27 protein-coding genes are annotated in these 26022 nt (G+C 32.6%); 13 read left to right on the top strand and 14 right to left on the bottom strand.

Annotation, left to right across the window (positions count from 1 at the left end; all coding sequences use genetic code 11):
- The first annotated feature begins 262 nt into the window (after positions 1 to 262).
- Positions 263 to 1912 carry an S-layer protein gene (locus MEFER_RS04635; protein WP_015791467.1) on the top strand — a complete coding sequence of 550 codons (1650 nt, stop codon included), beginning with the start codon at positions 263 to 265 and terminating at the stop codon, positions 1910 to 1912.
- A 129-nt stretch (positions 1913 to 2041) separates the two neighbouring features.
- The gene (valS, locus tag MEFER_RS04630; protein ID WP_015791466.1) at positions 2042 to 4678 is read left to right on the top strand and encodes a valine--tRNA ligase; all 2637 of its coding nucleotides are present in this window, start codon (positions 2042 to 2044) and stop codon (positions 4676 to 4678) included.
- A gap of 42 nt (positions 4679 to 4720) precedes the next feature.
- Here valS and ilvE read toward each other — a convergent pair whose 3' ends face one another.
- The 6 genes from ilvE to pstS form a co-directional block, all read right to left on the bottom strand.
- Positions 4721 to 5587 (bottom strand): branched-chain-amino-acid transaminase, encoded by an 867-nt coding sequence (ilvE, locus tag MEFER_RS04625; protein WP_015791465.1) that lies wholly within the window; start codon positions 5585 to 5587, stop codon positions 4721 to 4723.
- 120 nt (positions 5588 to 5707) lie between these two features.
- Positions 5708 to 6382, bottom strand: a complete 675-nt coding sequence (gene phoU, locus MEFER_RS04620) for a phosphate signaling complex protein PhoU (protein WP_015791464.1) — start codon at positions 6380 to 6382, stop codon at positions 5708 to 5710.
- A gap of 21 nt (positions 6383 to 6403) precedes the next feature.
- Positions 6404 to 7162, bottom strand: coding sequence for a phosphate ABC transporter ATP-binding protein PstB (pstB, locus tag MEFER_RS04615; RefSeq protein WP_015791463.1), 759 nt, complete (start codon positions 7160 to 7162; stop codon positions 6404 to 6406).
- Between the two features lie 11 nt (positions 7163 to 7173).
- Entirely contained in the window at positions 7174 to 8019 is an 846-nt protein-coding gene (gene pstA / locus MEFER_RS04610) for a phosphate ABC transporter permease PstA (protein ID WP_015791462.1), read from the bottom strand.
- Positions 8006 to 8935 carry a phosphate ABC transporter permease subunit PstC gene (pstC, locus tag MEFER_RS04605; RefSeq protein WP_015791461.1) on the bottom strand — a complete coding sequence of 310 codons (930 nt, stop codon included), beginning with the start codon at positions 8933 to 8935 and terminating at the stop codon, positions 8006 to 8008. Before pstC ends, pstA begins: the two co-directional genes overlap by 14 nt.
- Positions 8936 to 9091: 156 nt before the next feature.
- Complete coding sequence (pstS, locus tag MEFER_RS04600; protein WP_015791460.1) at positions 9092 to 10213, bottom strand: phosphate ABC transporter substrate-binding protein PstS; 1122 nt, start codon at positions 10211 to 10213, stop codon at positions 9092 to 9094.
- 163 nt (positions 10214 to 10376) lie between these two features.
- Here pstS and mtnP point away from each other — a divergent pair, with 163 nt between their 5' ends.
- Complete coding sequence (mtnP, locus tag MEFER_RS04595) at positions 10377 to 11135, top strand: S-methyl-5'-thioadenosine phosphorylase (RefSeq protein WP_015791459.1); 759 nt, start codon at positions 10377 to 10379, stop codon at positions 11133 to 11135.
- Between the two features lie 2 nt (positions 11136 to 11137).
- Here the strand turns inward: mtnP and MEFER_RS04590 are convergent, their stop codons facing one another.
- Entirely contained in the window at positions 11138 to 12346 is a 1209-nt protein-coding gene (locus MEFER_RS04590) for an ABC transporter substrate-binding protein (protein WP_015791458.1), read from the bottom strand.
- 322 nt (positions 12347 to 12668) lie between these two features.
- Between MEFER_RS04590 and wecB the strand changes: the two genes are divergently transcribed.
- From wecB to MEFER_RS04555, 6 genes are all read left to right on the top strand, one after another.
- A complete protein-coding gene (gene wecB, locus MEFER_RS04585) occupies positions 12669 to 13769 on the top strand; it encodes a non-hydrolyzing UDP-N-acetylglucosamine 2-epimerase (RefSeq protein WP_015791457.1) in 1101 nt (366 codons plus the stop codon).
- 51 nt (positions 13770 to 13820) lie between these two features.
- On the top strand, positions 13821 to 14213 hold the full coding sequence (locus tag MEFER_RS04580) for a helix-turn-helix domain-containing protein (RefSeq protein WP_015791456.1): 393 nt from the start codon (positions 13821 to 13823) through the stop codon (positions 14211 to 14213).
- 15 nt (positions 14214 to 14228) lie between these two features.
- A complete protein-coding gene (gene rnz / locus MEFER_RS04575; protein WP_015791455.1) occupies positions 14229 to 15173 on the top strand; it encodes a ribonuclease Z in 945 nt (314 codons plus the stop codon).
- Positions 15174 to 15177: 4 nt separating this feature from the next.
- Positions 15178 to 15849 carry an NADPH-dependent F420 reductase gene (gene npdG, locus MEFER_RS04570; RefSeq protein WP_015791454.1) on the top strand — a complete coding sequence of 224 codons (672 nt, stop codon included), beginning with the start codon at positions 15178 to 15180 and terminating at the stop codon, positions 15847 to 15849.
- A 24-nt stretch (positions 15850 to 15873) separates the two neighbouring features.
- Positions 15874 to 16569 (top strand): hypothetical protein, encoded by a 696-nt coding sequence (locus tag MEFER_RS04565; protein WP_015791453.1) that lies wholly within the window; start codon positions 15874 to 15876, stop codon positions 16567 to 16569.
- 271 nt (positions 16570 to 16840) lie between these two features.
- Positions 16841 to 17089 carry a hypothetical protein gene (locus MEFER_RS04555; protein ID WP_015791452.1) on the top strand — a complete coding sequence of 83 codons (249 nt, stop codon included), beginning with the start codon at positions 16841 to 16843 and terminating at the stop codon, positions 17087 to 17089.
- 31 nt (positions 17090 to 17120) lie between these two features.
- Here the strand turns inward: MEFER_RS04555 and MEFER_RS04550 are convergent, their stop codons facing one another.
- From MEFER_RS04550 to MEFER_RS04535, 4 genes are read right to left on the bottom strand one after another with little or no spacing between them, the layout of a single operon-like run.
- Positions 17121 to 17999: a DNA-methyltransferase gene (locus MEFER_RS04550; RefSeq protein ID WP_015791451.1), complete on the bottom strand. Its 879-nt coding sequence runs from the start codon at positions 17997 to 17999 to the stop codon at positions 17121 to 17123.
- A gap of 1 nt (position 18000) precedes the next feature.
- Positions 18001 to 19041: a M20 family metallopeptidase gene (locus MEFER_RS04545; protein ID WP_015791450.1), complete on the bottom strand. Its 1041-nt coding sequence runs from the start codon at positions 19039 to 19041 to the stop codon at positions 18001 to 18003.
- 4 nt (positions 19042 to 19045) lie between these two features.
- Positions 19046 to 19390, bottom strand: coding sequence for a DUF192 domain-containing protein (locus MEFER_RS04540; protein ID WP_015791449.1), 345 nt, complete (start codon positions 19388 to 19390; stop codon positions 19046 to 19048).
- Positions 19380 to 20216, bottom strand: coding sequence for an SDH family Clp fold serine proteinase (locus MEFER_RS04535; RefSeq protein ID WP_015791448.1), 837 nt, complete (start codon positions 20214 to 20216; stop codon positions 19380 to 19382). The genes MEFER_RS04540 and MEFER_RS04535 overlap by 11 nt, the downstream gene beginning before the upstream one ends.
- 94 nt (positions 20217 to 20310) lie before the next feature.
- Between MEFER_RS04535 and MEFER_RS04530 the strand changes: the two genes are divergently transcribed.
- Positions 20311 to 21426, top strand: coding sequence for an AAA family ATPase (locus MEFER_RS04530; RefSeq protein ID WP_015791447.1), 1116 nt, complete (start codon positions 20311 to 20313; stop codon positions 21424 to 21426).
- On the opposite strand, the gene MEFER_RS04525 is transcribed toward MEFER_RS04530, so the two are convergent.
- Positions 21423 to 22103, bottom strand: a complete 681-nt coding sequence (locus MEFER_RS04525; RefSeq protein ID WP_015791446.1) for an SWIM zinc finger family protein — start codon at positions 22101 to 22103, stop codon at positions 21423 to 21425. The two genes, MEFER_RS04530 and MEFER_RS04525, sit on opposite strands and share 4 nt — an antisense overlap.
- A gap of 89 nt (positions 22104 to 22192) precedes the next feature.
- Between MEFER_RS04525 and ahcY the strand changes: the two genes are divergently transcribed.
- Entirely contained in the window at positions 22193 to 23440 is a 1248-nt protein-coding gene (ahcY, locus tag MEFER_RS04520; RefSeq protein WP_015791445.1) for an adenosylhomocysteinase, read from the top strand.
- Position 23441: 1 nt separating this feature from the next.
- Here the strand turns inward: ahcY and MEFER_RS04515 are convergent, their stop codons facing one another.
- Positions 23442 to 24698 (bottom strand): LL-diaminopimelate aminotransferase, encoded by a 1257-nt coding sequence (locus MEFER_RS04515; protein ID WP_015791444.1) that lies wholly within the window; start codon positions 24696 to 24698, stop codon positions 23442 to 23444.
- Between the two features lie 55 nt (positions 24699 to 24753).
- The gene (locus MEFER_RS04510; RefSeq protein ID WP_015791443.1) at positions 24754 to 25047 is read right to left on the bottom strand and encodes a DUF357 domain-containing protein; all 294 of its coding nucleotides are present in this window, start codon (positions 25045 to 25047) and stop codon (positions 24754 to 24756) included.
- A gap of 160 nt (positions 25048 to 25207) precedes the next feature.
- Here MEFER_RS04510 and MEFER_RS04505 point away from each other — a divergent pair, with 160 nt between their 5' ends.
- Entirely contained in the window at positions 25208 to 25744 is a 537-nt protein-coding gene (locus MEFER_RS04505) for a pyruvate ferredoxin oxidoreductase subunit gamma (protein ID WP_015791441.1), read from the top strand.
- A 14-nt stretch (positions 25745 to 25758) separates the two neighbouring features.
- The gene (gene porD, locus MEFER_RS04500) at positions 25759 to 26019 is read left to right on the top strand and encodes a pyruvate synthase subunit PorD (protein WP_015791440.1); all 261 of its coding nucleotides are present in this window, start codon (positions 25759 to 25761) and stop codon (positions 26017 to 26019) included.
- The last annotated feature ends 3 nt before the right edge of the window (positions 26020 to 26022 follow it).

Below are 26022 nucleotides of genomic sequence, written 5' to 3'. Positions count from 1 at the left end.
GCGAGATTTTTATAAATTTCTACTAAATATTTAGATATATTAAAATTAATTTTTAGCCATTTAAAAAAGTTGCAAACATTTGTAACTTTTTTTATTTTAAAATTAAGAAATATATTATCTTAAATTTAGAATATCTAAGATATAACAAAAATTCTTATTTTAAAACTATTGTTATAACCGTTTCATATCGTAAGGTTTATATAGTAGTTTGTCGAAGGTATATACCGTCAAATACAAAAACTAAAAACTTAGGTGATAATGTATGGCTATGAGCTTAAAGAAAATCGGTGCTATTGCTGTTGGAGGTGCAATGGTTGCTACTGCATTAGCAAGTGGAGTTGCTGCTGAGGTAACAGTTCAGGGAGAAGTTACAAAAGACTTATTCGTTAAAAATGGACAGCCAAACTGCTACGTTGTCGTTGGTGCTGATGCACCATCAACAATGGATGTTGTCTCAGCAGCTGACATTGCAGCTAAAATAGGAAGCTTGTGCTACAAAGAAGGAACAGTCGAAGATGGAAGTGCTGATATAACAGTTCACGCAGAAGCTAAATCAGATGACGTCGATGTATATGCGGAGACAATTCCTGAAGGCAATTACACAGTATTCGTTGCAGCATCAGACAGCGACTATGCAGATGCATTTGAAAATGATACTGGAGATCCATACGGATTAGCTGATGCGTTAGGTGTTGATGATGATGAACTCAATGAAATCGTCAGCTTAGGTGATGTATCAACAATGTTAAAGATTGAGGATGTCGACCCAAAAGATTGGTATGACAGCGATGATGATGCTGGAGAGATTGTAGCAGTTGCAGTTCAAAATGACTCAGGAGAATTAATGGTAGATAAAAAAAATGCAGTTTATATGTCATTAGTTTATACTAATGACGAAGAGAAGTTTGAAAATACAACAACATTGAAAGAAGGTATGGTAATTCCATTCTTAGGAAAAGAAGTAGCTGTAGTAGATATTGATGCAGATGAAGATACAATATACGTTGGAACTCCAGTATTCAATGGAATCTTAAAAGAAGGAGAAACTTATGATGTAGGAAACGGCTACACAGTTAAAGTAAAATCAGTATTGAAATCAACAAAAGCAGGAGAGTACAAGGTAACTGTTGATATATTAAAAGATGGTAAGGTTGTTAAAGAAGAATCAGATAAAGTAACAAACGAAACTACAATGGAAGTAGTTTATGGAGACGATGTAGGGGTTGTTATACACAGTGCTTGGATGGATGTTGGAGAGAACTACGGGTATGCAGAGTTGTTAATTGCAAAGGATGTTAAAGCATTAGAGCTTAACGAAGAATACGAAGAAGATTGGGTAATATATGCAGTACAAAAGGATAGCTCTAATATAGTATTGAAGAAAGATTTAAGCGATAATGATCAAATTGTTGGTATCGCTTTAAGATACGAAGGAGATGAATTCGAAGATTTAGATGACGGAGACGAAATAGACATCCTCGATTATGTAACATTCAAATTAGATGACAAAGACAAGGAGGATAAATTATACGTCTACTTCTCAATGGACAAGACTGTTGATGCTACAGTAAACGTTGGAGAAAAAGTTACTGCATTGAATGCAGAAGTTAAGTTGAAGGGTATTGAAGCTAATGCAGTTGAGCCAGTTGCATTAACAGCACCAATTGCTAAGTTAGATACAGAAGTTAGCTTAGACACAGCTGACAAGAACTTAATCTTAGTTGGTGGACCAGTTGCAAACAAATTAACAAAAGCTTTAGTTGATGCTGGAAAATTAGCTTTAGACAACGACAGCCCAGCAACAATCGCTGTCTTACCAGGAGAGGCAAACGGACATGATGTTGTTGTAGTTGCTGGTGGAGACAGAGAGAAGACAAGAGAAGCTGCTTTAGAATTAATCAAGATGCTCTAAATTCCCCAACTCTCTTTTTTTATTTTTGGAAATATTAATTCATAAATTTAAATTAATAATTAAATTTAGGAGTTATTTATTTAAACCTAAAGCTATTTTTTATAAATAAAAAGGTTTAGGTGAAGCATAATGGAGATGCCAAAAGATTATAATATAGGGATTGAAAAGGAGATACAAAAGAAGTGGGAAGAGAGTAAAATTTACAAATTTGATGAAGAAAGCGATAAGCCACCATATATTATAGATACTCCTCCACCATATCCAACTGGAAGATTACACTTAGGGCATGCATTGAACTGGACTTACATGGATATAATAGCAAGATACAAAAGAATGAAGGGATTTAACGTTCTCTTCCCACAAGGATGGGATTGTCATGGACTGCCAACAGAGGTTAAAGTTGAAGAGATATATGGCATAACAAAGTCAGATGTTGATAGGCATAAATTTAGAGAGTTGTGTATTAAATTAACAGAAGAAAACATTGAAAAAATGAGAAAACAGATAAAATCCTTAGGAATTTCTATTGATTGGGACAGGGAATATATAACAATGACTCCAGAGTATATCAAAAAATCCCAAACTGCCTTTGTTAGGATGTATAAGGATGGGTTAATTTATAGAGGTAAATTCCCAGTAAATTGGTGTCCAAGATGTCAAACAGCCATTGCATTTGCTGAGGTTGAATATAAAGAGAGGGAAAGCAAATTAAATTATATAAAATTCCCAGCTGCTGATGGAGATGGGCATTTACTGATAGCAACAACAAGGCCTGAATTGATGGCTGCATGTGTAGCTATCTTAGTACATCCAGAGGATGAAAGATATAAGCACCTAATTGGGAAGGAGTTTATAGTTCCATTGTTTGGACATAAGGTTAAGTTATTGGCTGATGAGGATGTAGAGAAAGAATTTGGAACTGGGGCGGTTATGGTTTGTACCTTTGGAGATAAGACAGACGTTTTATGGGTTAATAGGCATAAATTGGAGATTAAAAAGGCAATTAATGAAAAAGGAGAACTAACAGAAATAGCTGGAAAGTATAAAGGATTGAAAACAGAGGAGGCAAGAAAAAAGATTATTGAGGACTTAAAGAAAGAGGGCTATTTAGTTAAGCAAGAACCAATAAAACAGAATGTTGGCGTTTGTTGGAGATGTAAGACACCAATTGAAATTATCGTTACTGAGCAATGGTTTGTTAATGTTAGGAAGCTAATTCCAAAGGTTAGGGAGATAGCTGATGAGATTAAATGGGTTCCACAGCACATGAAAATCAGGCTTTTAAATTGGATTGAAGACATGGATTGGGATTGGGTTATAAGTAGGCAGAGGATTTTTGCAACACCAATACCTGTATGGTATTGCCCAAAATGTGGAAATGTAGTTGTTGCTAAGGAGGAGGATTTACCAATAGACCCAACTAAAACTGGCTATGTTTGTGATAAGTGCGGAAACACTGACTTAATCCCAGAGACAGATGTCTTAGATACGTGGATGGACTCTTCAATAACACCAATGGTTATAACAAAGTGGTTGGATGATGATGAGTTCTTTAAAAAACACTATCCTGTCCAACTAAGACCACAAGGGCACGATATAATTAGAACGTGGGCATTCTATACAATAGTTAAATCAATTGCCTTAACTGGAAAAAAGCCATGGGATGAGATTGTTATAAATGGGATGGTGTTTGGAGAAGATGGACATAAGATGAGTAAGAGTAGGGGGAATGTTGTAGAGCCGGATGAAATTATAGCTAAGTATGGAGCAGATGCTTTAAGATTGTGGGCAAGTAATAGCGTTATTGGAGATGATGTCCCATTCCTATGGAAAGAGGTTGATTACGGCTATAGATTCTTAAGAAAGTTCTGGAACGCTTGCAGATTCGCTAAAATGCACATAAGTGATGATATTATTGATGAGCTAAAAAAACCAATGGAAATTAGCAATCCAATTGATTTATGGATTTTGAGTAAGTTGCAGAGATTAATTGAGAGAGTTGATAGGGACTTAGAGAATTATAGGTTTAACACAATAGTTGAGATTTATAAATTTGTTTGGCATGAGTTTTGTGACAACTACATAGAGATGGTTAAATATAGATTGTATGGAAACGATGAGGAGGCAAAGAAAGAGGCAAGATGGACGTTATACTATGTAATTGATAAATTAGTAAGATTGCTGTGCCCGTTCGCTCCACACTTCTCAGATTATATGGCAGAGATTTACAAGATAGATAACCTCCACTTCTCATTCCCAGAGGTTGATAAAAAGCTAATAAATGAAGAGGCAGAGAAGTTTGGGGAGATAGCTAAAAACACCGTTATATCAATTAGAAGATTTAAGGCAAATTCAGGAATGGCTTTAAACGCTCCAATAAAATACGTTGAGATTTACACAGAAGATGAGGAAACATATTCAGCATTAAACAAAACTGCTGAAGACATTAAAGGAACGTTGAAGATTGAAGAGCTTAAAATAATTAAAGGAAAACCGGCCCTTGAATCAAAGATAGTTGAAGTAATTCCAGATAAATCAAAGATAGGTCCAGAATTTAAGAAGAATGCTAAGGCAGTTATGGATTTAATTAAGAATGCTGATGAAAAGACGCTTGAAAAAATAATAAACGAAGGTTTAGAAACAGAGTATGGAGTTATTAGGAAGGAACATATTAAAGATGTAAAAAGAGCTTTATTCTGTGAAGGAGAAGAGGTAGATTCAGTTGATATTGAAGGAGTTTTAGCAGTGGCAATAATTAGAAAATAAAAATAAAAGATAAAAACTATTTTTTAATTTTTTATTTAATTTTTATTCATCATAGACTTTTATTCCCCATTTTGTCCTAATCTCCTTAAATTTCTCTTTTAGTTTTTTGGTAATCTCTCCAACTTGTCTGTTGTTTATAACTCTACCGTCTATCTCAAATACAGGTACAATTTCAGCTGCTGTTCCTGTTATAAATAGCTCATCAGCAGTATATAAATCGTTAAGAGTTAAAGGTTCTTCAACAACTTCAATGCCTTCTTCTTTAGCTAACTTTATGACAACATCCCTTGTAATTCCTTTTAAAATACTTTGATAAACTGGCGGAGTTTTTAAAACTCCATTTTTAACTACAAAGATGTTATCTCCAGTTCCTTCAACAACAAAGCCCTTATCATCCAATAAAAATGCCTCATCAACTCCAGCGTAGTTTGCCTGAATCTTTGCCAATATGCTGTTTAAATAATTTAGAGATTTAACAGCTGGATTTAAAACATCTACTGGCAATCTTCTAACTGATGCGGTTATAACCCTAATTCCATCCTCCCCCAACAAAGGAGGCATTGGAATTGCTATACAAAAGATAGTAGGCTCTTTACACTTTCTTGGGTCTAATCCTAAATCCCCAACGCCTCTTGTAACAACCAACCTTATGTATGCATCTCTCAAATTGTTAACTCTCAGAGTTTCTAAAACAACCTCAATCATTTCCTCCTTTGTTAATGGTATGTCTATGCATAGGGATTTTGCTGAATCATATAATCTATCTATATGCTCCTTCAACATAAAAACAACGCCATCATAAGCCCTTATACCTTCAAAAACTCCATCTCCATATAATAAACCATGATCAAACACTGAAACTTTTGCATCCTTTTCATCAACAAATTTTCCATTTAGATAGATTTTCATAACCTCACCTATGCTAATTATACAAAATAAAAATAAAATGAATAATTGGTATATAAAATTTGTCTATCACAAAAATAAAAATAAATTCTATTAATTGTTTATCCCGTTCTTTTCAACATCTTATTCTTTTTTCATTTCCTCCTCCAATTCTTCCTCCTTTATCCTCTCCCCTGTAATCATATAAACTACTCTATCTCCTATTGAAGCCACAATATTCCCGCTTCTCTCTAAATACTTACCAGCAAATATTATTTCAGTAGCTAAAGTTAAATTTTTTGGGTCTTCAATGATTTTACTGATCATACTCCTATAAAGCTGTTCATATAGATTATCTAACCTTTTGTCCATTTCATAAACGTCTCTTGCTAATTTTTCATCCCTGTTTTTAAAAGCAATCATTGCGTTTCTTATCATATTTATTAAATAGTCTTTCATGACAACCAATAGCTCATTCTTTCTATTGCCATCAACATTTGACTTTAACAAAATCTTGCAAATTTTTGATGCATTATCTCCAACTTTCTCTAACTTTGAGGATATTTTGATGGCAGTCATCAACTCCCTTAAATCTCCAGAAACTGGCTGATACAAGGCAATGGCTTTAACACACTTATCTTCAATCTCGATTTCCATTAAATCTATCTCATTATCCCTTTTTCTAATCTGTTTAGCAAGCTCTTTATCTCCTTCTGTAAATGCTTTTATTGAAGCGTCAAGTTGCTCAATACATAAATCAGCCATCTTCATTAAACCCTCTTCAATCTCCTTTAACGCTTTCTCAAATTTTTTAATCATTTAATTCACCTAAATTGATTTTTAACCAAATCTACCACTAATATAATCATCCGTCTCCTTCTTCTGTGGATTTAGGAATATCTGCTCCGTCTCTCCAAATTCAATTAATTTCCCCATCAAGAAAAAGGCAGTATAATCAGAAACCCTACTCGCCTGTTGCATGTTGTGAGTAACAACAACTATTGTATAGTCCTTAGCTAATTCAACCATCAACTCCTCTATTTTTAAGGTAGATATAGGGTCTAATGCAGAGGTTGGTTCATCCATCAATAAAACCTCCGGCTTAACTGCTATTGCCCTCGCTATACACAACCTCTGCTGCTGTCCCCCTGATAACGATAAAGCGTTTTTATGAAGCTCATCTTTAACCTCATCCCACAAAGCCGCTTTTTTTAAAGCCCACTCGACAATCTTATCCAACTCCTTTTTATCTTTAATTCCGTGAATTCTTGGGCCGAATGCAACGTTATCATAAATACTCATTGCAAAAGGATTTGGCTTTTGAAAAACCATTCCAACTCTCTTCCTCAATTCATAAACATCAACATCTTTGTCATAGATGTTTTTTCCATCTAATAAAACCTCTCCCTCTATCTTAACATTTGGGATTAAATCATTTAACCGATTTAAACATCTTAAAAATGTTGATTTTCCACACCCACTCGGTCCTATTAATGCGGTTATCTTCTTCTCATAAATTGGGAGATTTATATCAAATAATGCCTGTTTTTCCCCATACCATAAATTTAGGTTTTTTGTTTCCATCTTTATCTTTGCCATTTTATCCCTTTTTAGAGTTTTATATCATCCTTCAAAGAGTATCTTATTGGGATGAATATAGCTAAAAATATTATTAGCATGACCAAAGAAGCTCCCCAGGCAATTTGGTGGTCTTCAATTGAAGGACTTTGAACCAATGTGTAGATGAGGAGGGGTATAGCCCCAACTGGCTCTAATGGATTTGTTGGATAAACTTCATATAATCCACCAGCTGTAAATAGGAGAGGAGCTGTTTCTCCAGCAACCTTTGCCATACCTATTAAGATACCTGTTAAAATCCCTTTTTTAGCCATCTTTGTGATAACTTTGAATATTACCTGTGCCCTCGTGCATCCTAATGCATATCCTCCTTCTTTATAAATTCTTGGGATTTCAGCCATTGCCTCTTCTGTATAAACAGCAACATAAGGAGTTAATATTAAAGCCAATGCCAGAGCTCCGGCTAATGCAGAAAAAGTTCCCATTGGAATAACTAAGATACCCATAACAAAAGTCCCAACTAATATAGTTGGAAATTCCAACATTATTTGTAATAACATCTTTGTAGCTCTCCCAATAAAGCTGTTTGGAAATTCATAGGCATAAGCACCTGCTAAGAAAGCCAGAGGTAAGCCGATTATAGTGGCTAATGCTGTAAGCATTAAAGTTCCTACTATTGCTGGGCCTATCCCTCCCTCACTTAATGTTCCAGTTATAAATGTTAATCCCCTCTCCAATACTATTGGCAGACCTTTTTCAAAGATTGAAATTATTATGTGGAATAATGGGATTATTGCCAACAAAGTTAATGCTCCGACAATAAATAAAAATATTTTGTCTTTAATCATTCTAATAGCTTTATGTTTATTGGAAGACATACTCTCTCCACCTCTTTAGATAATAGAGTCCAATAATATTGACAATTAAGCCTATAACAAACAGCACCAATCCAGCTGAGTAAAGGACTGAGGTCATATATTCATATAAAACTGCGTTTCCAAACTGGTTTGCTATTAATGAGGATATTGTATATCCGGGGGCGAATAGCTTGTAAGTTAAGTTGAAAGAGTTTCCAATAACCAATGAAACAGCAACTGTTTCACCCAAAGCCCTACCAAAAGCCAATATAAGCCCTGAAATTATAGCCGGTTTTATATATTTTATTAAAACCTTTGTTGTTTCATACCTCGTAGCTCCTAAAGCTATCAACCCCTCTTTGTAAACAGATGGGATCATTGCATAAGCCTCTCTAATAATAGCCGCTGCAAATGGAGTAACCATTATTCCCAATAAAATACCTGCTGATAGATAGGAATAACCTGATAACGGTGGATAGTCAAATAATGGGATAAAAGAGAGATTTTCATACAAAAATTTCATTATGTGGTCTCTTAACAAAGGGACTAAAATAAATGCTCCCCATATACCATAGATTATTGTTGGAAGCCCAGCCATAATATCTGAAATTATAATTAAAGGATACTTTAACTTTTTAGGAGCATAATCATTGACAAATATCGCATAACAGAGTGATAGAGGCAGGGCTATTAAAACAGCAATTGTTGCCGTATATATACTTCCCCAGATTGGTGCTGCCAATCCATAAACTTCTTTTGAAGCTTCTTCTGCAGCCTGCCAAACATTTGTTATAAACAAATTAATACCATACTTTTCAATTGCTGGAAGTGCACTGAAGAAATAAAAGCCCAATATTAATATAAATAATATAAACACAATGATTATGGCTGGTAATGTTATTATTTTAAATTCATCTATCTTTTTTCTCAGATTCATGTTTTCTACCTAATTGGCATTTTATTACATGATTTGTGAATTACTTTTAAATTAGTTAAATGATATTTTGATATTTATACCTTACTTAAAAATTATCGTTAAAAATATAATAAAAATAAAAAAAGCGATTCTAATATATAAAAAATATAAGAATTTCTATTCTTTTATCATATTTACTGCGTCTAATCCAATTTTAGCTACATCTTCTGGCAATCCAACATAACCAGGAGCTAAATGTTCTGGTTTCTGCCCTTCAGTTAAAATCCATGTTAAGAATTCTTTTATAGCCTTAGCTTTTTCTGAAGAGTAGTGTTTATTGTTTTTATTTTCCCAAACCAATAGGTGTGTGAATGCAACTATTGGGTAAGAGTTATCTCCTGGAGCGTTTAATAACTGTTCAAGGTCTTCTGTATAACCTTCTCTTGGACTTGGAATATTTTCTTTAAGAGCTGAAACAGCTGCTTTAATTGACCCATCGTTAGGAGTTACGAATTTTCCATTTTTATTTTCTAATGCTGCTACTGGAAGTTTTTCCTCAATTGCATATGAAAGCTCAGTGTATGCTATTGAATATGGTGTTGATTTTAATGTTGCTACAACTCCTGAGTTACCTTTTCCTGCAACACCCCTTCCCATTTTATCAGCTGGCCAATCTACAACTTTCCCTGCACCAACCTTTTCAGCCCAATCTTTGCTTATCAGGCTTAGGTATGTTGTAAATATAGCTGTTGTTCCACTTGCGTCACTTCTATGAACGACGATAATCTTTTTATGTGGAAGTTTATCTGCAACCTCTGGATTTATTTCTTTAATCCTTTCATCATCCCAGTATTCAATCTTACCTAAGAATATATCAGCTAAGACATCTCTACTTAATTTTAATGTCTTGTTTCCAATCTCTGGGATGTTATAGGTTATAACAACTGCTCCAACGATTTCTGGGAATTGTAATGGCTGATCTCCAGTTTTTAAAAATGAATTCCACATTTTTTCCTTAACTGGAGGGTCAGTTCTTCCAATATCAGTTAATCCTTTTAAAAATGCTTGTTGTCCGTAACCACTCCCTCCACCTTCATATTCAATTTTAACATTTGCGTGGGTTTTTTGATAATCATTAATCCACTTTTGTATTTGATATTGTGGAAATGTAGCTCCCGTGGTTCTGATTATTATCTTGGTTTCTTCTTCTTTGTTAGATTCCCCTCCAGTGCAACCTGTCATTGATATAATTGGAATTATTAAACAAAATCCTAATATTAAAGCCAATAGCTTTTTCACAACACCACCTTTTTGAGTTATGTAACTTTTAATATGTTTTAAGATACATAAAGGTATATAAAGTTTTCTATTTTGAATTAAAATTCATATTTTATGAACATCATGTTTTAATAAATAGAAATAAAATAGGCAAAAATCAACTAAATGAAAAATTGGTGATATTGTGATTGGTATAATAGGAGGAACAGGAATTGCGAGCATATTGAAAGGAGATAAGGAAGAGATTATCAATACAAAATATGGGAAAGCTAAGGTAGTTATTGATAAAGAAAGCGATGTAGTATTGCTATTTAGACATGGAATAAAGCATAACATCCCACCGCATAAAATAAACTATAGGGCAAACATCTATGCATTAAAAAAGCTTGGTGTTGAGAGAATTTTGGCAATAAACTCAGTTGGTTCATTGAAAGAAAATTTAAAACCAGGGATGTTTTTCATTCCAAACGATTTCATTGAATTTACAAAAAAGAGGGAAGAAACTTTTTACGATGAGGAAAAGGTTGTTCATATAGATATGACAGAGCCATACTGCCCAGATTTAAGGAATGTTTTAAAAAAGATATCGGAGAGAAATAACTTCTCTTATGGAGAAGGAGTTTATGTTTGCACTGAAGGGCCGAGATTTGAAACAAAAAAAGAGATTGAGATATATAAAAACTGGGGGGATGTTGTAGGAATGACAGGTTATCCAGAGGTTGTTTTAGCGAGGGAATTGGAGATGTGCTATGCCTCTTTATGTAGTATAACAAACTATGCATGTGGGATATCAAAAAATGTATTAACAGTTGATGAGGTTTTAGAAAAGATAAAAGAGATGGAAGATAAAATTTTAAGAATTGTTGAAGAGTTCATAAATTACGATTTTGGAGAAAGAAAATGTATTTGTAAAGATGCTTTAAAACATGCAGTTATTGAATAATCTTAGCTTCTAAATGGCTCTGCAGTATTTTTTTCAATATTGTATTTTAGGAAGAAGTGAGTTTCCCTACCTTTAAATATTTCTGGATGAAGGATTGTAGCTAAATCTAACAGTACTTCATCAGTTTTTAGCAAACCAACTTGCCAATAATCAGGGCTTACACAAAATACTCTTCCATTTTTAACAGCTTTAAATGTTTCATAACCTGGATGGTTTTCTTTGAAGTTGGATAGCCATGTTGTTGATGATGGAATTATCCAGATATCTGCATCCTTTGCCTTTTCAGCAAATGTTTCATAATCAATCTTTGCATTTTCTGTTCCATTTAACTCCTTGAAAATATAATTGCCTTTACATAGCTCAATAGCTTTCACAACATATGAATCCTCTCTTGGGACATAACATCCCCATTTTGAATTGTATCCCCAAATTACAGCTGGTTTTTCATTTACATTTGATAATTTTCCCTTTATTTTTGAGACATTTCCTTCTATTCCATCAAAGTATCCTTTAGCTACATCTTCTTTATTGTAGAATGCTGCAAACATCTTAACCCATTCACATCTTGCTAAATGGCTGTTTTCTAAGTATTCAGCGTCTGCAACATAAGTTATTCCCAAATCTTTACATTTTGATATAACTTTATCTCCACTGTATTCTGGATACACAAATACAACTTGTGGGGATATAACTATTATTTTATCCCAATCTGGGTTGTAGTCTGAGCCAACATCAATTATTTTTCCCTCTGCTAAGCTTTTATTTATATCCTCAAAATACCATTTGTAGGATTTTCCCCACATAATCCCTTTAACTGAATTAATTACTGAGCCATCATCATTTATTGCCTCCATTAAAGCAATATGAGTGGAACTCATTACAACAACATTTTTTAAAGGCACGTTAATCACTTTATCATATTTTCCTTCAGCCCAACCAGGTATTGGTTGTGATTCATTTTTTAATAAAAATCTCTGTCCTGTAGCGTCTACAAATATTTTATATGCCCATTTTTCTCCGTTGTATGGGTTAACAACATTTCCATTTTCATCATAATATATTAAATTCATGTATTTGGCATACTTTGCAATATTTGGAATTTCTGCTTTTTTTAAACTTTTGTTCCCTCCTATAACGCTCTTCTCATTTATGCATCCTGGTAGCATGGAGATTACTGCCATTATTAACCCAAGAACTAAGAGCTTTTTCATGATATCACCAAAATTTAATTAAGGTAAATTTTACGATTTATTAAAAAACCTTTACATATATAAAATTTTTTGTAGTTAATTAAAAATGATTTGAAGAATAAGATACAATTTTAAAATTTATTTTCATGCTAAAACTAATATTTTCGTTATTAATTTGGTAATATTTAAAATAGAAAGTATTTTATCAAGAAATTGGATAAAAAATATCTTTTAGGCTTAATCTAAAAAACAATTAAAAAATCTTAAATATCTCTTTTAATTAATTTTTTATTTGAAAAAGTAATTTATAGACTTAGATTTTTAGTTTTTTGGAGTTGATAAGATGAAACTCTCAATAATTTTAGGGACTAGGCCAGAGATTATAAAGCTCTCTCCCATAATTAGAGTTTTAGAGAAAGAGGATATTGATTGGCATATCATTCACACTAATCAGCATTATTCTGAAAACATGGATAAGATATTCTTTGAAGAGCTGAGATTACCGAAACCAAAATACAATTTAAACATTGGCTCTGGAACTCATGGAGAACAGACTGGAAAGATGTTAATAAAGATAGAAAAAGTCCTTTTAAAAGAAGAGCCAGATGTTGTTGTAGTTCAAGGGGATACAAACACTGTATTGGCTGGAGCTTTAACCGCCTCTAAATTAAAAATAGATGTGGCCCATGTAGAGGCAGGATTGAGGAGTTTTGATAAAAACATGCCTGAGGAGATAAATAGAGTTTTAACAGATCACATAAGTAGTTATCTTTTTGCTCCAACTGAAATAGCTAAAAATAATTTATTAAATGAGGGTATTGAGGAAGATAAGATTTTTGTTGTGGGAAATACAATTGTAGATGCAACACTACAAAATTTAAAGATTGCTGAAAAAAATGAAAACGTTAGGGCTTTTTTCAATAGTATTGTTGATGATAATTATTTTTTATTAACTTTGCATAGGGCAGAGAACGTTGATAACAAAAATAGGTTAAAAAATATCATAGAAGGGATTTTTAAAATAACTGAGTTATATGATGAGGATGTTATCTTCCCAATACATCCAAGAACTAAGAAAAAGCTGAATGAGTTTAATTTATTTGAAAAATTAAAAAGCAATGAGAAAATAAAAATTATTGAGCCTGTAGGTTATTTAGAATTTTTAATGTTGGAGAAGAATGCTAAGTTAATTTTAACTGACAGCGGTGGAGTTCAGGAAGAGGCTTGTATATTAAAAATTCCATGTGTAACTTTGAGGGACAATACAGAAAGGCCAGAAACAGTTGAAGTTGGAGCTAATATGTTAGTTGGAGATGATAAGGGGAAATTAATTAAAGCAGTAGAAATAATGCTTAAAAAAGATATGAATTGGGAAAATCCATTTGGGGATGGAAAGAGTGGAGAGAGGATTGTTAAAATTCTTAAGGATAGTTTTAAATATTAAATGCGATAAACTGTTAGTTAACGGTAATGGCACAATCGTAATGGTGATAGTATGAGTAAGCTTTTATTAAAAACCCCATGCACAACGTGGACGTTAGATAGCTTAATGGCATGTGTTTTTGGCATAAAAGTTTCTGATGTTAAGGTTTATTTTGATATTTTGAAAAATGGGCCGTCAAAAATAAACGATATTGCTGAAAGGATTAAGAGGGATAGGAGTACAGTTCAAAGGTCTGTTCAAAATTTATTAAATGCTGGTTTAGTTAAGAGGAAGCAGGTTAATATAAAAGAAGGAGGTTATTATTACGTTTATGAGGCAATTCCATTTGAAGAGGTTAAAGAGATTATAAAAGATACTATGGAAGAGTGGTGTAAGAGCATGAAAAGATGGGTAGATGAGTTAGAATTTGAAGATGTAGTTAAAGAGTATTTGGAAGAAGAATAAATTTGGATGATTGATATGAAGCTGATATTTTTAGGAACTGGAGCGGCGGTTCCTTCAAAAAATAGGAATCATATAGGGATAGCATTTAAATTTGGAGGAGAGGTTTTTTTATTTGATTGTGGGGAGAACATACAAAGGCAGATGCTTTTTACAGAAGTATCTCCAATGAAGATTAACAAAATATTCATAACTCATCTACATGGAGACCATATATTGGGCATTCCAGGGCTTTTACAGAGTATGGGTTTTTTTGGAAGAAATAAGGAGATTGAGATATTTGGACCAGAAGGCACAAAAGAGCTTATAAAAAGCTCATTAAACCTCGGATTTCATTGTATAGAATTTCCAATAAAAGTTTATGAGATTTGTGAAAAAGAGCCAATAACAATTTATAAAGAAGAGAATTATGAAATAATTGCCTATCCAACTAAACACAGTGTTCCTTCTTACGCTTATATCTTTAAAGAAATTAAGAAACCACGTTTAGATATTGAAAAAGCTAAAAAACTTGGAGTTAGGATTGGACCGGATTTAAAAAAACTAAAAAATGGAGAAGCAGTTAAAAACATTCATGGGGAAATTGTAAGACCAGAGGATGTTTTATTACCTCCAAAAAAAGGATTTTGCTTAGCTTATAGTGGAGATACACTTCCATTAGAAGATTTTGGAAAATATTTGGAAGAGTTGGGATGTGACGTATTAATTCACGAGGCTACATTTGATGATTTAGCTAAAGATATAGCCAAAGAAAATATGCATTCAACAATTGGAGATGCTGTTAGTATAGCAAAATTAGCTGACGTGAAGGCTTTAATCCTAACTCACATCTCAGCGAGATATGATAAAGAGGAATACTTCAACTTATATAAAATGAACGTTAAACAGTATAATGAGGAATTTAAAATTATTATTAGTGAAGATTTAACATCCTATGATATAAAAAGAGATTTGTTGGGGTGAAAGAATGAAAGTAGCTATATTGGGGGGAACTGGAGACCAAGGATTTGGTTTAGCTTTGAGGTTAGCTAAAAACAACAAGATAATAATTGGTTCAAGAAAAAAGGAGAGAGCAGAAGAAGCGGCTAAAAAAGCTAAAGAAATATTAAAGCATAGAGGAATTGAGGCAGATATAATTGGCTTAGAAAATAAAGAGGCAGCAAAAGAAGGAGATGTTGTTATTTTATCAATACCTTATGAGCACACATTATCAACAATAAAACAGCTAAAGGATGAGTTAAAAGGAAAGATAGTAGTTTCTATTGGAGTTCCTTTGGCAACAGCTATTGGAGACAAGCCAACAAGGTTGTTATTTCCACCAGATGGTTCAGTCGCTGAAATGGTTCAAAATGTGTTAAAAGAGAGTAAAGTTGTTAGTGCATTTCAAAACGTTTGCCATGCTGTTTTAGAAGATTTAGAAAATCCAGTTGATTGTGATGTTTTGGTTTGTGGAGATGATGAAGAAGCAAAGAAAGTAGTTATTGATTTGGCTAACCAAATAGATGGAGTTAGAGCAATTGATTGTGGAAATTTGGAAAAATCAAGGATTATAGAAGCAATAACACCATTATTAATTGGATTGAATATAAAATACAAATCAAAAGGAACTGGAATTAGGATTACAAACTTAGATATTTAATTTTTAAATTTTTACGGTGATTTTATGGATGATAAAAGCTATTATCAAGAAATAGAAGAGATTTTAAGGCAGATACTGCAACCAATTGAAAAAATTTCATTTTCTACTTTTGTTAGAGTTGTTAGTGGTTATAAAATTATTCCAATCGATTTATCTAAAAAAGAAGATAAAGAATTAATTGAAGATTTAATTAAGGTATGTTATGAAGTTATTGAAGAAATTAAAAATACAAAAGGTGTAAAAACTAAGGATGGAAAAACACCAAAAAGAGTTAATGAAGTTGGGAATCACATTGAGCATTATATTAAAGATGTTTTAAGCAAATATGGATATGCAATTACTCCAAAAACTAAAAAAGGTAAGCAAAAATCTACTGGATATCCAGATATTGAATTTTGGCATAAAGGAAAGAAAGAAGGAGACGGAAGAGTTGTTTATATAGAGATTAAAACATTCAATGAGAAAAATATCAACTCATCCCATAGAACTTTTTATGCGTCTCCTTCAAAAGATGAAGAAGGGATAAAAATAAGGTTTGATGCTCCTCATTTATGCCTATCGTTTAAGATTGAGAAGTTAGGTAATGACTATCACGCCACTGGCTTTAAAATAGTTGATTTATCTAAATTAAAAGGAGGAATTAAGAGAGAGTTTAATGCTTCCAATAAAGAGTTGTATAAAAAGGATTTAGTTATTTATGAAGATGATTTAAATGAATAAATTTTTATGACAAAAACCAAAATAGAGTAATGACATTATCACGAAATTAATAAAGATAAAATGGTGGAAATATGTCAAAATCCGGAAATAATAACCAAAACTGCCCAAAATGCAATAACAGCCCATGGATACAAAGAGCAAAGAATTTTATTAATCAAAATCAAAATTTTCAACAGGGTACTAATGAATACTATCAAGTTGAAGTAGTAAAGTACTTATTAAATATATGGACATTGTGGAATAAATTGTAGGGTAAAAATATGACGATGTTATGAATGGAATATATTATAACAAAAGTAGAGAAGATTTCCAACATGAAGTGTTGATACCACTAAAAAAAGAAGGTATTATAACAACATTAGTTTATCCAGGTCCTCAAGGAGGAATATTTATCCCATGCGATGAAAATGAAATAAAAGAAGTGGCAAGGCAAGTATTCGAGAGGATAGAAGCTGAACTAGAAAATTTAGAAGGTTCTGCAACAGGAGTTCAGAATATAAAAAAATTAGCAATTCTTTAAAAACTATTGTTAGGCATCTTAAGAATACCATTTAAATAAATGCATCAAGAGTGATTATGTTTTTGTTTCTTACATTATCAAGTTTTCTATTTGTTTTTAAAAGTTCTTTTTTTATTCTTTCTTCTGCAACTCTGCAATAATATTCATCAATTTCAAAACCGATATAATTAACCCCCAATCTAATACATGCAATTGCTGTGCTTCCAATTCCCATAAATGGGTCTAAAACAAGGTTTGTCTTTTTAATCCCATGCAATTTAATACACATCTCTGGAAGCTTTGAAGGGAATGTTGCTGGATGTGGTCTTTCTTTTTCTTTTGACTGAATTGTTTCATAAGGAATAAACCATGTGTTTCCTCTATCTCTTAAATCTCCTTTTCTATTAAATCTCTTTATATTACTTTTATCTTGATAAGGAACACCAATTGCTAATTTATCCAATTTAACATTTCCATTTTTTGTAAAATGGAAGATATATTCATGCATTATGCTTAAAAATCTATCACTGTTTATCGGCTTGTAATGTCCAACAGCAATATCTCCAATAATATTTGGGTAATTTCCAACATCTTCTTTTTGTATTGCAATAGATTTTATCCAGTGAATGGTATTTTGTAATTTAAAATGTTTTCTTATAACATTAGCAACATCAAAGGCAATCCATGGGTCTTTTGCAGTATAACCAATATTTATAAAAAAAGAACCATCATCCTTTAACACTCTCTTTATCTCCCTAACAACTTCTTCAATCCAATTTAAGTAATCATCTCTTCCTAAATTGTCAGAGTATTTATTATATTTTATACCAATATTATATGGAGGAGATGTAACAACAACATCAACTGACTTATCTTTTAATTGTTTCATTCCTTCTAAACAATCCATGCAGTAAATTTTATTTACCTCCATTTTAATCCCCTAAACTATTTGTTATCAATTCTGCAAGCTTCTCTACACCTTTAATTCCTCTATCAAAATCATTTAAATTTAAATGTTCTTCCTTAGAGTGGGCAAGCTCTAACTTTCCAACTCCATAAATAACAGTATCAGCGTTTAAAAACTTATTGAAATAGAATGCCTCACAAGTAGCATTGAAAAATGATATTTCAAACTCTTTTGATAATTTATTTATCAATTCTTTATTTTCAAGCATATAGAAATCTGCATAATGCCTTCCGGGATTTAATGAACCTTTTATATGAGTTGAATAATCTTTTTGAGACAAAAACTTCTCTATCTTTTTTATTATGTCTTTTTCAACACTTCTAACGTCAAATAAGACATAGGCATAATCTGGGATGATATTACTTTGAATTCCTCCTTTTATTATTGTAGGGGTTATTGAGGAGCTGTAGGTTTTATCAACTTTGATACTTTCCAAAGGAAGAGTTTTTAAATCCAAAATAACTTTACTTAAAATTTCTATAGGATTTATACCTTTAGTTGAGGCATGTTTTGCTTTACCAAAACTCTCAACGATATATTCAAATCTCCCCTTATTCCCAATACAAACTTTTAAGTCAGTAGGCTCTCCAACTATACATTTAACATCCTTAATGTTTTTATTTTTTAGATATTTGCAAAAATTATAGATGCCATTTGATTCTTTTTCTTCATCTGGAGATATAACCAATAGGGAGTTATTGCTATTTAAAAAAGCGTGGATCATTAAAACTACATTTCCCTTAGCATCTATAACTCCAGTTCCGTAAAAATTGTTATTATCTTTGTTAAAATTTGATTGAACCTTTACTGTATCTATATGTGAATTTAATATTAAATCAAAGTTCTTTTCTTTGTATGCTACAAAGCATCCTTCAATAATGGTATTTTTTATTCCTAAGTTGTTAAAAAGATTAGATAAATATTTAAATCCCTTTTTAACTCCCAACTTATTGTCAGTTCTAATTTTTACCAAATCTTCTAAGATTTTTAAATAATCCAAATCCATAATATCATCTTATAAATTCTACTTTTTCTCCAATAAGCTCATCTAAATTAACATCTCTACATTTAAATTCGAGCATTGCTGTTGAATAATTTTTACATTTGTAGCTTTTCCATGGCTTTAATCTTACAGCCTCAACGACTTTATCTTTATCAATAAAAACTACATCTATGGGGTAGAGCATAAAGAACGTGTGCATAGCTATTTTTCTCCTTTTATAGAGGAAGAGCATTGCTTTATCCCCAATATCTCTAAGCATTAACCCAAAAGCCCTTTTAATAAAGTTGTCTGCCAATACAACATCAAACTCTAAATTTTTAATTTTAACTTTTTTAATTTTATTATTTTGCATTTTTTTCACTTTCTTTCTTTCCATATGGAACTGGTATGTAATAGACTGAAGGCTTAGCTCCCATTGGCTGTGGATAAAGCTCCAATAATTCATAAACTTTTCTCGGAACGTTTGTATTAACTTCAATTCCCAACTCTTTTAATTTATTGACTGTTAGAGGATAATCATGCGTCCAAACTCCAGAAGTTAGTTTTTTTGCAATTTCTTTAGCTTTTTCATCTCCATATTTATCTTTCAAAAGCTCATAAACGAATTCTTCCATCTGTCTAATGGCTTTTTTAGATATATCAACCAATATTAATGTTTCATCATCCACTTTATCTCCTTTTTTATAGTATGCCTCCAATATTGAAGCTGCAGGATACTGCCCAATCTGTGGGTCTACAGGTCCCATAACTGCATTTTTGTCCATGATTATTTCATCTGCTGCTAATGCAATTAAGCTACCCCCACTCATCGCATAGTGTGGAATTATAACTGTTGTTTTTGCCTTATGTTCCTTTAAAGCCAAAGCAATTTGCTCGCTCGCTAAAGCTAAACCTCCGGGTGTGTGTATAATTAAATCTATAGGCATATCTTCTGGAGTTAGCCTAATAGCTCTCAAAATTTCTTCACTATCCTCGATAGTGATAAATTTATATATTGGTATTCCTAAAAATGTTAATGCTTCCTGCCTGTGTATCATTGCTATGACTCTACTTCCCCTTTCTCTTTCAATTTCCCTTATACACCTCAATCTTCTCATTATCTTATATCTCAACATCATTTCTGGATAAATAAATAGCAAAAATATGAACAAGAAGAAAATTATATCCATAGATGTCATTTCATCCCCCATATGTATTTGATAAGTAAATTATTAATATCACTTCATGAATATAAATATGGTTGCCTTATTATTATCATTAAGGTGAGAGACTATGGGTAAAATTGGATTCAATCCTATAAAAATAAAATCTTTTTCAAAGATTAAAACTTACGATGATACATTACCATCATTAAAATATGTTGTATTGGAACCTGCGGGATTCCCAATTAGGATTAGTAGCGAGAATGTCAAGGTTTCTACTGACGACCCAATATTGTTTAACATCTATGCGAGAGACCAGTGGATTGGCGAGATTGTTAAAGAAGGAGATTATTTATTTGATAACTCAATCATCCCAGATTATGCCTTCAAGGTTATCTCAACTTATCCAAAAGAAGGAGGGATGATTACAAGCGAGACTATATTTAAATTACAAACTCCTAAAAAAGTTATTAGAACGCAGTTTAAAAAGGCTAAATTCAGCGAGATTATTGGGCAGGAAGAGGCTAAGAAGAAGTGTAGAATTATTATGAAGTATTTGGAGAATCCAAAACTCTTCGGAGAATGGGCTCCAAAGAATGTATTGTTTTATGGGCCTCCAGGAACTGGAAAGACATTGATGGCGAGAGCTTTGGCGACAGAGACGAATTCATCATTCATATTAGTAAAAGCTCCAGAGCTCATTGGAGAACATGTTGGGGACGCTTCAAAGATGATTAGAGAGCTATATCAAAGAGCTTCTGAAAGTGCTCCATGTATTGTATTTATTGATGAATTGGATGCTATAGGTTTGAGTAGGGAGTATCAATCATTGAGAGGAGATGTTTCCGAAGTTGTTAATGCATTATTAACCGAGTTGGATGGAATTAAAGAAAATGAGGGAGTTGTAACTATAGCAGCGACAAACAATCCAGCGATGTTAGACCCAGCGATTAGGAGTAGATTTGAGGAAGAAATTGAGTTTAAATTGCCAAATGATGAAGAAAGATTGAAGATTATGGAGCTTTATGCTAAGAAGATGCCAATTCCTGTTAAAGCCAATTTGAAGGAGTTTGTTGAAAAAACTAAAGGATTTAGTGGTAGGGATATTAAGGAAAAATTCTTAAAACCAGCATTACATAAAGCTATATTGGAAGATAGAGATTATGTCTCCAAAGAAGATTTAGAATGGGCATTAAAGAAGATTTTGAAGGATAGGAGGGAAGCTCCACAGCACTTGTACCTCTAATATTCAAAGTAGTTATCATAAAACTCTATTAAATAATCTCCAACAATCCATAACTCTTTTTTATATTTCCTATATAAATTTATAAGCTTTTTTACAACTTCTTTGTTTTCTCTTTTAAAGATTTCATCCAATATTATTGTTAACGCCTCTATAACGTTAGAGTCATTAAAATCCAAATCAGCTTTAATCATCTCTTCAATGACCTCTACCAACTCTTCATCATCAGCATTTTTGACAAACTGATTCCTTAAAAATGACTTAAATGTGTGTATATTTTTCCTCTCCAAAGGAATTAATTTTATTAAACTAATTGCCTTATTTAATAAGCTATCTTTATCTAAAAACTCATCCCATAAATAATGTTTAACAACTAAATTTTTTAATATATCTAATATCTCCTCTTTGCTCTTATTTTCCAATTCTTTAAAAATTTCTTCTGCATCAATGTAGTTATTGTTTTTATATGCCTCAATTAATGCATAGGCGTGTTTGCAGTTGTATTTGTATGGGCAAGTACATAAGCCAAAATAGTTGTTATCTAAATCGACTTTAACTTTATACACATCAGAGCCAACAACCTCCCCAAATAAAAAATTTTTATATTTTATGCAGTATTTGACCAAATTGTTTCTATAATATAATCTTCCCCTTTCTATTATTTTTGCATCGTAGTTCATGTTATCACAAAATCAGGTTAAGTTTTTAAGTAAAAGTTATTAAATTGCAACAATATGTTATAACAAAGACAAATATTTATGGTGAAATCATGTATGAAGTTAGAGATATAAACCTTTGGAAAGAAGGAGAGAGAAAGATTCAATGGGCAAAACAACACATGCCTGTTTTATCGTTAATTAGAGAGAGATTTAAAGAAGAAAAACCATTTAAAGGAATAACTATAGGAATGGCTTTGCATTTGGAGGCTAAGACTGCTGTTTTAGCAGAAACATTAATGGAAGGAGGAGCAAAAATTGCAATAACTGGCTGTAATCCTTTATCTACACAGGATGATGTTGCGGCAACGTGTGCTAAAAAAGGAATGCATGTTTATGCATGGAGAGGAGAGACTGTTGAGGAATATTATGCAAATTTAAACAAAGTTTTAGACCACAAACCGGATATTGTTATAGATGACGGCTGTGATTTGATATTTTTATTGCATACAAAGAGAACTGAACTTTTAGATAATATTATGGGAGGCTGCGAGGAGACAACAACTGGAATTATTAGATTAAAAGCTATGGAGAAAGAAGGGGCTTTAAAATTCCCAGTTATGGATGTAAATGATGCATACACAAAACACCTCTTTGATAATAGATATGGAACTGGACAGAGTGCCTTAGATGGGATTTTAAGAGCTACGAACTTATTAATTGCTGGAAAAACTGTTGTTGTTGCTGGTTATGGATGGTGTGGTAGAGGAGTTGCGATGAGGGCTAAGGGCTTAGGAGCTGAGGTTGTTGTTACAGAAGTTAATCCAATTAGGGCTTTAGAGGCAAGAATGGATGGATTTAGAGTTATGAAGATGGAAAAAGCTGCAGAGATTGGAGATATTTTTATAACAACAACTGGATGTAAAGATGTTATTAGAAAAGAACACATGTTAAAGATGAAAAATGGAGCTATCTTAGCTAATGCTGGACACTTTGACAATGAGATTAATAAAAAGCACTTAGAAGAGCTGGCTAAATCAATAAAAGAAGTAAGAAACTGTGTAACTGAATATGATTTGGGGGATAAAAAATTATACTTATTAGGAGAGGGGAGGTTGGTTAATTTAGCATGTGCAGATGGGCATCCATGTGAGGTTATGGATATGAGCTTTGCTAACCAGGCTTTAGCAGCTGAATACATCTTAAAAAATCATGATAAGTTAGAGCCAAGAGTTTATAACATTCCTTATGAGCAAGATTTAATGATTGCATCATTAAAATTAAAATCCATGGGCATTGAAATAGATGAATTAACTGAAGAGCAAAAAAGATATTTAGAGGATTGGAGAGAAGGAACTTAATTTATTCAAATTCTAAATCTAAATCTTCTAGCCTTCTCTTAAACTCTTCTAAAACTATATCCTCATATTTCTCTTCTGTTGTTGGGTTTCCGTTTTCATCTTTAGCTACAAAGCAAGCAGCCAATCTTAAATAATGCCCAGCATCGTCCCATGGAACAGTTGAAATGAGCTTTTCTTTAATTAAATATTGGGAGAAGTCCTCAGCAGTTTCAAATTCGATACCGTTAGCTCTTCTTGGTGATTTAACATATAAGTAGAATGTTCCTCCTGGCATTCTTGCTTTAAATCCAACTTCATTTAATATCTTAACCATCTTTCTTAATCTTCTCTCATACTTTTGTCTAACTCTTTCAGTTATTTCTGGATGCTGTAGGCAGTATATTCCAGCTTTTTGAATTGGGATGAATTGCCCACTGTCAAAGTTGTCTTTAACTGTTGCAAAAGCCTTAATTATGAGCTCATTTCCAACTAAAAATGCCAATCTCCAACCAGTCATGTTAAATGCCTTCGAAAAGCTGTGAATTTCTACACCAACTTCCTTAGCATCTTTGACTGATAAGAATGATAATGGTTTTCCATCATAAACCAAAGCTCCATAAGCAGCATCTTGAACGACTATAACTTCATTTTCAAATGCAAAATCAACAACTTCTTTGTAAAATTTTTTAGTTGCCTGAGCTCCTGTTGGGTTGTTTGGATAGTTTAAGTACAATATCTTTGCCCTCTTCTTAATATCCTCTGGAATGCTCTCCAAATCTGGTAAGAAATCATTTTCTTCCAATAATGGTAGGTTATAAACCTCTCCTCCATACCATTTTGTGTGTGTTGCCGTGACTGGATATCCAGGAACTGTCATTAAGCAAACATCTCCTGGATTTATAAATGCTGATGTTATGTAAGCTAAAGCTGGTTTTGAACCCATTGAATGGATAACCTCATTAACTGGGTCTATATCCTTAACTCCATAAACTTTTTCCATGTATGGAGGAACGGCATCTTTCAACTCCTGAATTCCATTATCTGCATATCCTCTATTTTCCCACTTTTTTGCCTCTTCACATAAAACCCTTATAACTTCAGGATCAGCCATTTCGTCTGGCTCTCCAACTCCCATATCGATTAACTCCATATCTGGATGCTTTTCCATAGCCTCTTTTTTAGCTCTCTTTATCTTTTCAAACTTGTAAATTACATCCTCTTTACCAAACTTCTTTCCTCCGATTCTCTCAGCAAATAAGTTTTGTATGTAACTTTCCATCCTCTCACCAGCTATCAACTTTATTGCATTAATAAGTTGACTGAATATAAAAATTTTATTTGGCAAGTGTAAATCTTACATCATCATCTCCAACATCAAAAATCCCCAACCTAACACCTGCATCAATCCATCCATAAGCATAATTTAGAGAGGCAAAGGCATTTACATAATCTCCTTTCTCTTTAAATGCTTTTGCATCTTCAAAATAGCTTTCAATCATCAATAGAAAATCTTTAGCCACATCATAAAGCAAACTCCTCTTTGGTGGCATACCTTTTTTAATAATCTTTATAGCTTCTTCTGTCCTTTTAAAATAGTTCTCTAATTTCTCTTCAGTTATTTCTTTCATATTATCACCTAAAATTATTTTTTAATTTTGTAAAATAATAATTCAATTTTTTAGTTGTGCCTAAATTATTTTCGTCAATTAGCTTAATCTCCAAAACTTTATATATTACCATTACAATTGTTAATGATTGATAATGATAATTTACTCATAGAGGGATACAATGATAGAAATCAGATTTCACGGAAGAGGAGGACAAGGAGCTGTTACAGCCGCTCAAATTTTAGCTAAAGCTGCTTTTTATGATGGAAAATTCTGCCAAGCATTCCCATTTTTTGGTGTTGAGAGAAGAGGGGCCCCTGTTATGGCATTTACAAGAATAGATGATAAGAAAATTACGTTGAGGTCTCAAATATACAACCCAGATTATGTTATAGTTCAAGACGCTACACTTTTGGAGAGTGTTAATGTTGTTGAGGGGTTAAAGAAGGAGGGAGCTGTTGTAATTAACACTGTTAAAGATGATTTGGATTTAGGATTTAAAACTTACATAATCGATGCTACAGGTATTGCTTTAGATGTTTTGGGAGTTCCTATAGTAAATACTGCAATGGTTGGTGCATTTGCAGGAGTTACCAAGCTTGTTACACTTGACTCAGTTAAAAAGGCTATAATGGATACATTTAAAGGAAAATTGGGAGAGAAAAACGCTAAAGCAGCTGAAGTAGCATACAATGAAATGATAAAGAAGTATGGATAAATGAGGTGGATTAAATGGTTACAATTGGAGCTATTATATACGAGCCAGGAAGTTCAATTAAAAATAAAACAGGAAGCTGGAGAACATTTAGACCGGTTTTAGATAATGAAAAATGTGTAAAATGTGAAAACTGTTATATCTTCTGCCCAGAGGGATGCATACAAGAGGATGAAAATGGGGACTTTAAAATTGATTATGATTACTGTAAAGGATGTTTAATTTGTATGAACGAATGTCCTGTAAATGCAATAACAAAGGTTAGAGAAGAGAAATAAACA

The sequence above is a fragment of the Methanocaldococcus fervens AG86 genome, from assembly GCF_000023985.1.
In the GTDB taxonomy this organism is placed as follows: domain Archaea; phylum AGJL01; class Methanococci; order Methanococcales; family Methanocaldococcaceae; genus Methanocaldococcus; species Methanocaldococcus fervens.
Note: the sequence above shows the minus strand (reverse complement) of the source record. Positions and strands in the feature narration are given on the sequence as shown.

Bases quoted from the DNA above. Each gene is read 5' to 3' on its own strand.
- pstC (WP_015791461.1), bottom strand. From the start codon at position 8,935: ATGAATCTGAGAAAAAAGATAGATGAATTTAAAATAATAACATTACCA.
- ilvE (WP_015791465.1), bottom strand. From the start codon at position 5,587: ATGAAAATCTATCTAAATGGAAAATTTGTTGATGAAAAGGATGCAAAA.
- wecB (WP_015791457.1), top strand. From the start codon at position 12,669: ATGAAACTCTCAATAATTTTAGGGACTAGGCCAGAGATTATAAAGCTC.
- MEFER_RS04545 (WP_015791450.1), bottom strand. From the start codon at position 19,041: ATGGATTTGGATTATTTAAAAATCTTAGAAGATTTGGTAAAAATTAGA.
- MEFER_RS04580 (WP_015791456.1), top strand. From the start codon at position 13,821: ATGAGTAAGCTTTTATTAAAAACCCCATGCACAACGTGGACGTTAGAT.
- MEFER_RS04530 (WP_015791447.1), top strand. From the start codon at position 20,311: ATGGGTAAAATTGGATTCAATCCTATAAAAATAAAATCTTTTTCAAAG.
- MEFER_RS04590 (WP_015791458.1), bottom strand. From the start codon at position 12,346: ATGAAAAAGCTCTTAGTTCTTGGGTTAATAATGGCAGTAATCTCCATG.
- porD (WP_015791440.1), top strand. From the start codon at position 25,759: ATGGTTACAATTGGAGCTATTATATACGAGCCAGGAAGTTCAATTAAA.
- MEFER_RS04515 (WP_015791444.1), bottom strand. From the start codon at position 24,698: ATGGAAAGTTACATACAAAACTTATTTGCTGAGAGAATCGGAGGAAAG.
- MEFER_RS04565 (WP_015791453.1), top strand. From the start codon at position 15,874: ATGGATGATAAAAGCTATTATCAAGAAATAGAAGAGATTTTAAGGCAG.
- MEFER_RS04535 (WP_015791448.1), bottom strand. From the start codon at position 20,216: ATGACATCTATGGATATAATTTTCTTCTTGTTCATATTTTTGCTATTT.
- valS (WP_015791466.1), top strand. From the start codon at position 2,042: ATGGAGATGCCAAAAGATTATAATATAGGGATTGAAAAGGAGATACAA.
- pstB (WP_015791463.1), bottom strand. From the start codon at position 7,162: ATGGCAAAGATAAAGATGGAAACAAAAAACCTAAATTTATGGTATGGG.
- MEFER_RS04550 (WP_015791451.1), bottom strand. From the start codon at position 17,999: ATGGAGGTAAATAAAATTTACTGCATGGATTGTTTAGAAGGAATGAAA.
- rnz (WP_015791455.1), top strand. From the start codon at position 14,229: ATGAAGCTGATATTTTTAGGAACTGGAGCGGCGGTTCCTTCAAAAAAT.
- ahcY (WP_015791445.1), top strand. From the start codon at position 22,193: ATGTATGAAGTTAGAGATATAAACCTTTGGAAAGAAGGAGAGAGAAAG.
- MEFER_RS04555 (WP_015791452.1), top strand. From the start codon at position 16,841: ATGAATGGAATATATTATAACAAAAGTAGAGAAGATTTCCAACATGAA.
- MEFER_RS04635 (WP_015791467.1), top strand. From the start codon at position 263: ATGGCTATGAGCTTAAAGAAAATCGGTGCTATTGCTGTTGGAGGTGCA.
- MEFER_RS04525 (WP_015791446.1), bottom strand. From the start codon at position 22,103: ATGAACTACGATGCAAAAATAATAGAAAGGGGAAGATTATATTATAGA.
- pstA (WP_015791462.1), bottom strand. From the start codon at position 8,019: ATGTCTTCCAATAAACATAAAGCTATTAGAATGATTAAAGACAAAATA.
- MEFER_RS04505 (WP_015791441.1), top strand. From the start codon at position 25,208: ATGATAGAAATCAGATTTCACGGAAGAGGAGGACAAGGAGCTGTTACA.
- phoU (WP_015791464.1), bottom strand. From the start codon at position 6,382: ATGATTAAAAAATTTGAGAAAGCGTTAAAGGAGATTGAAGAGGGTTTA.
- MEFER_RS04510 (WP_015791443.1), bottom strand. From the start codon at position 25,047: ATGAAAGAAATAACTGAAGAGAAATTAGAGAACTATTTTAAAAGGACA.
- MEFER_RS04540 (WP_015791449.1), bottom strand. From the start codon at position 19,390: ATGCAAAATAATAAAATTAAAAAAGTTAAAATTAAAAATTTAGAGTTT.
- npdG (WP_015791454.1), top strand. From the start codon at position 15,178: ATGAAAGTAGCTATATTGGGGGGAACTGGAGACCAAGGATTTGGTTTA.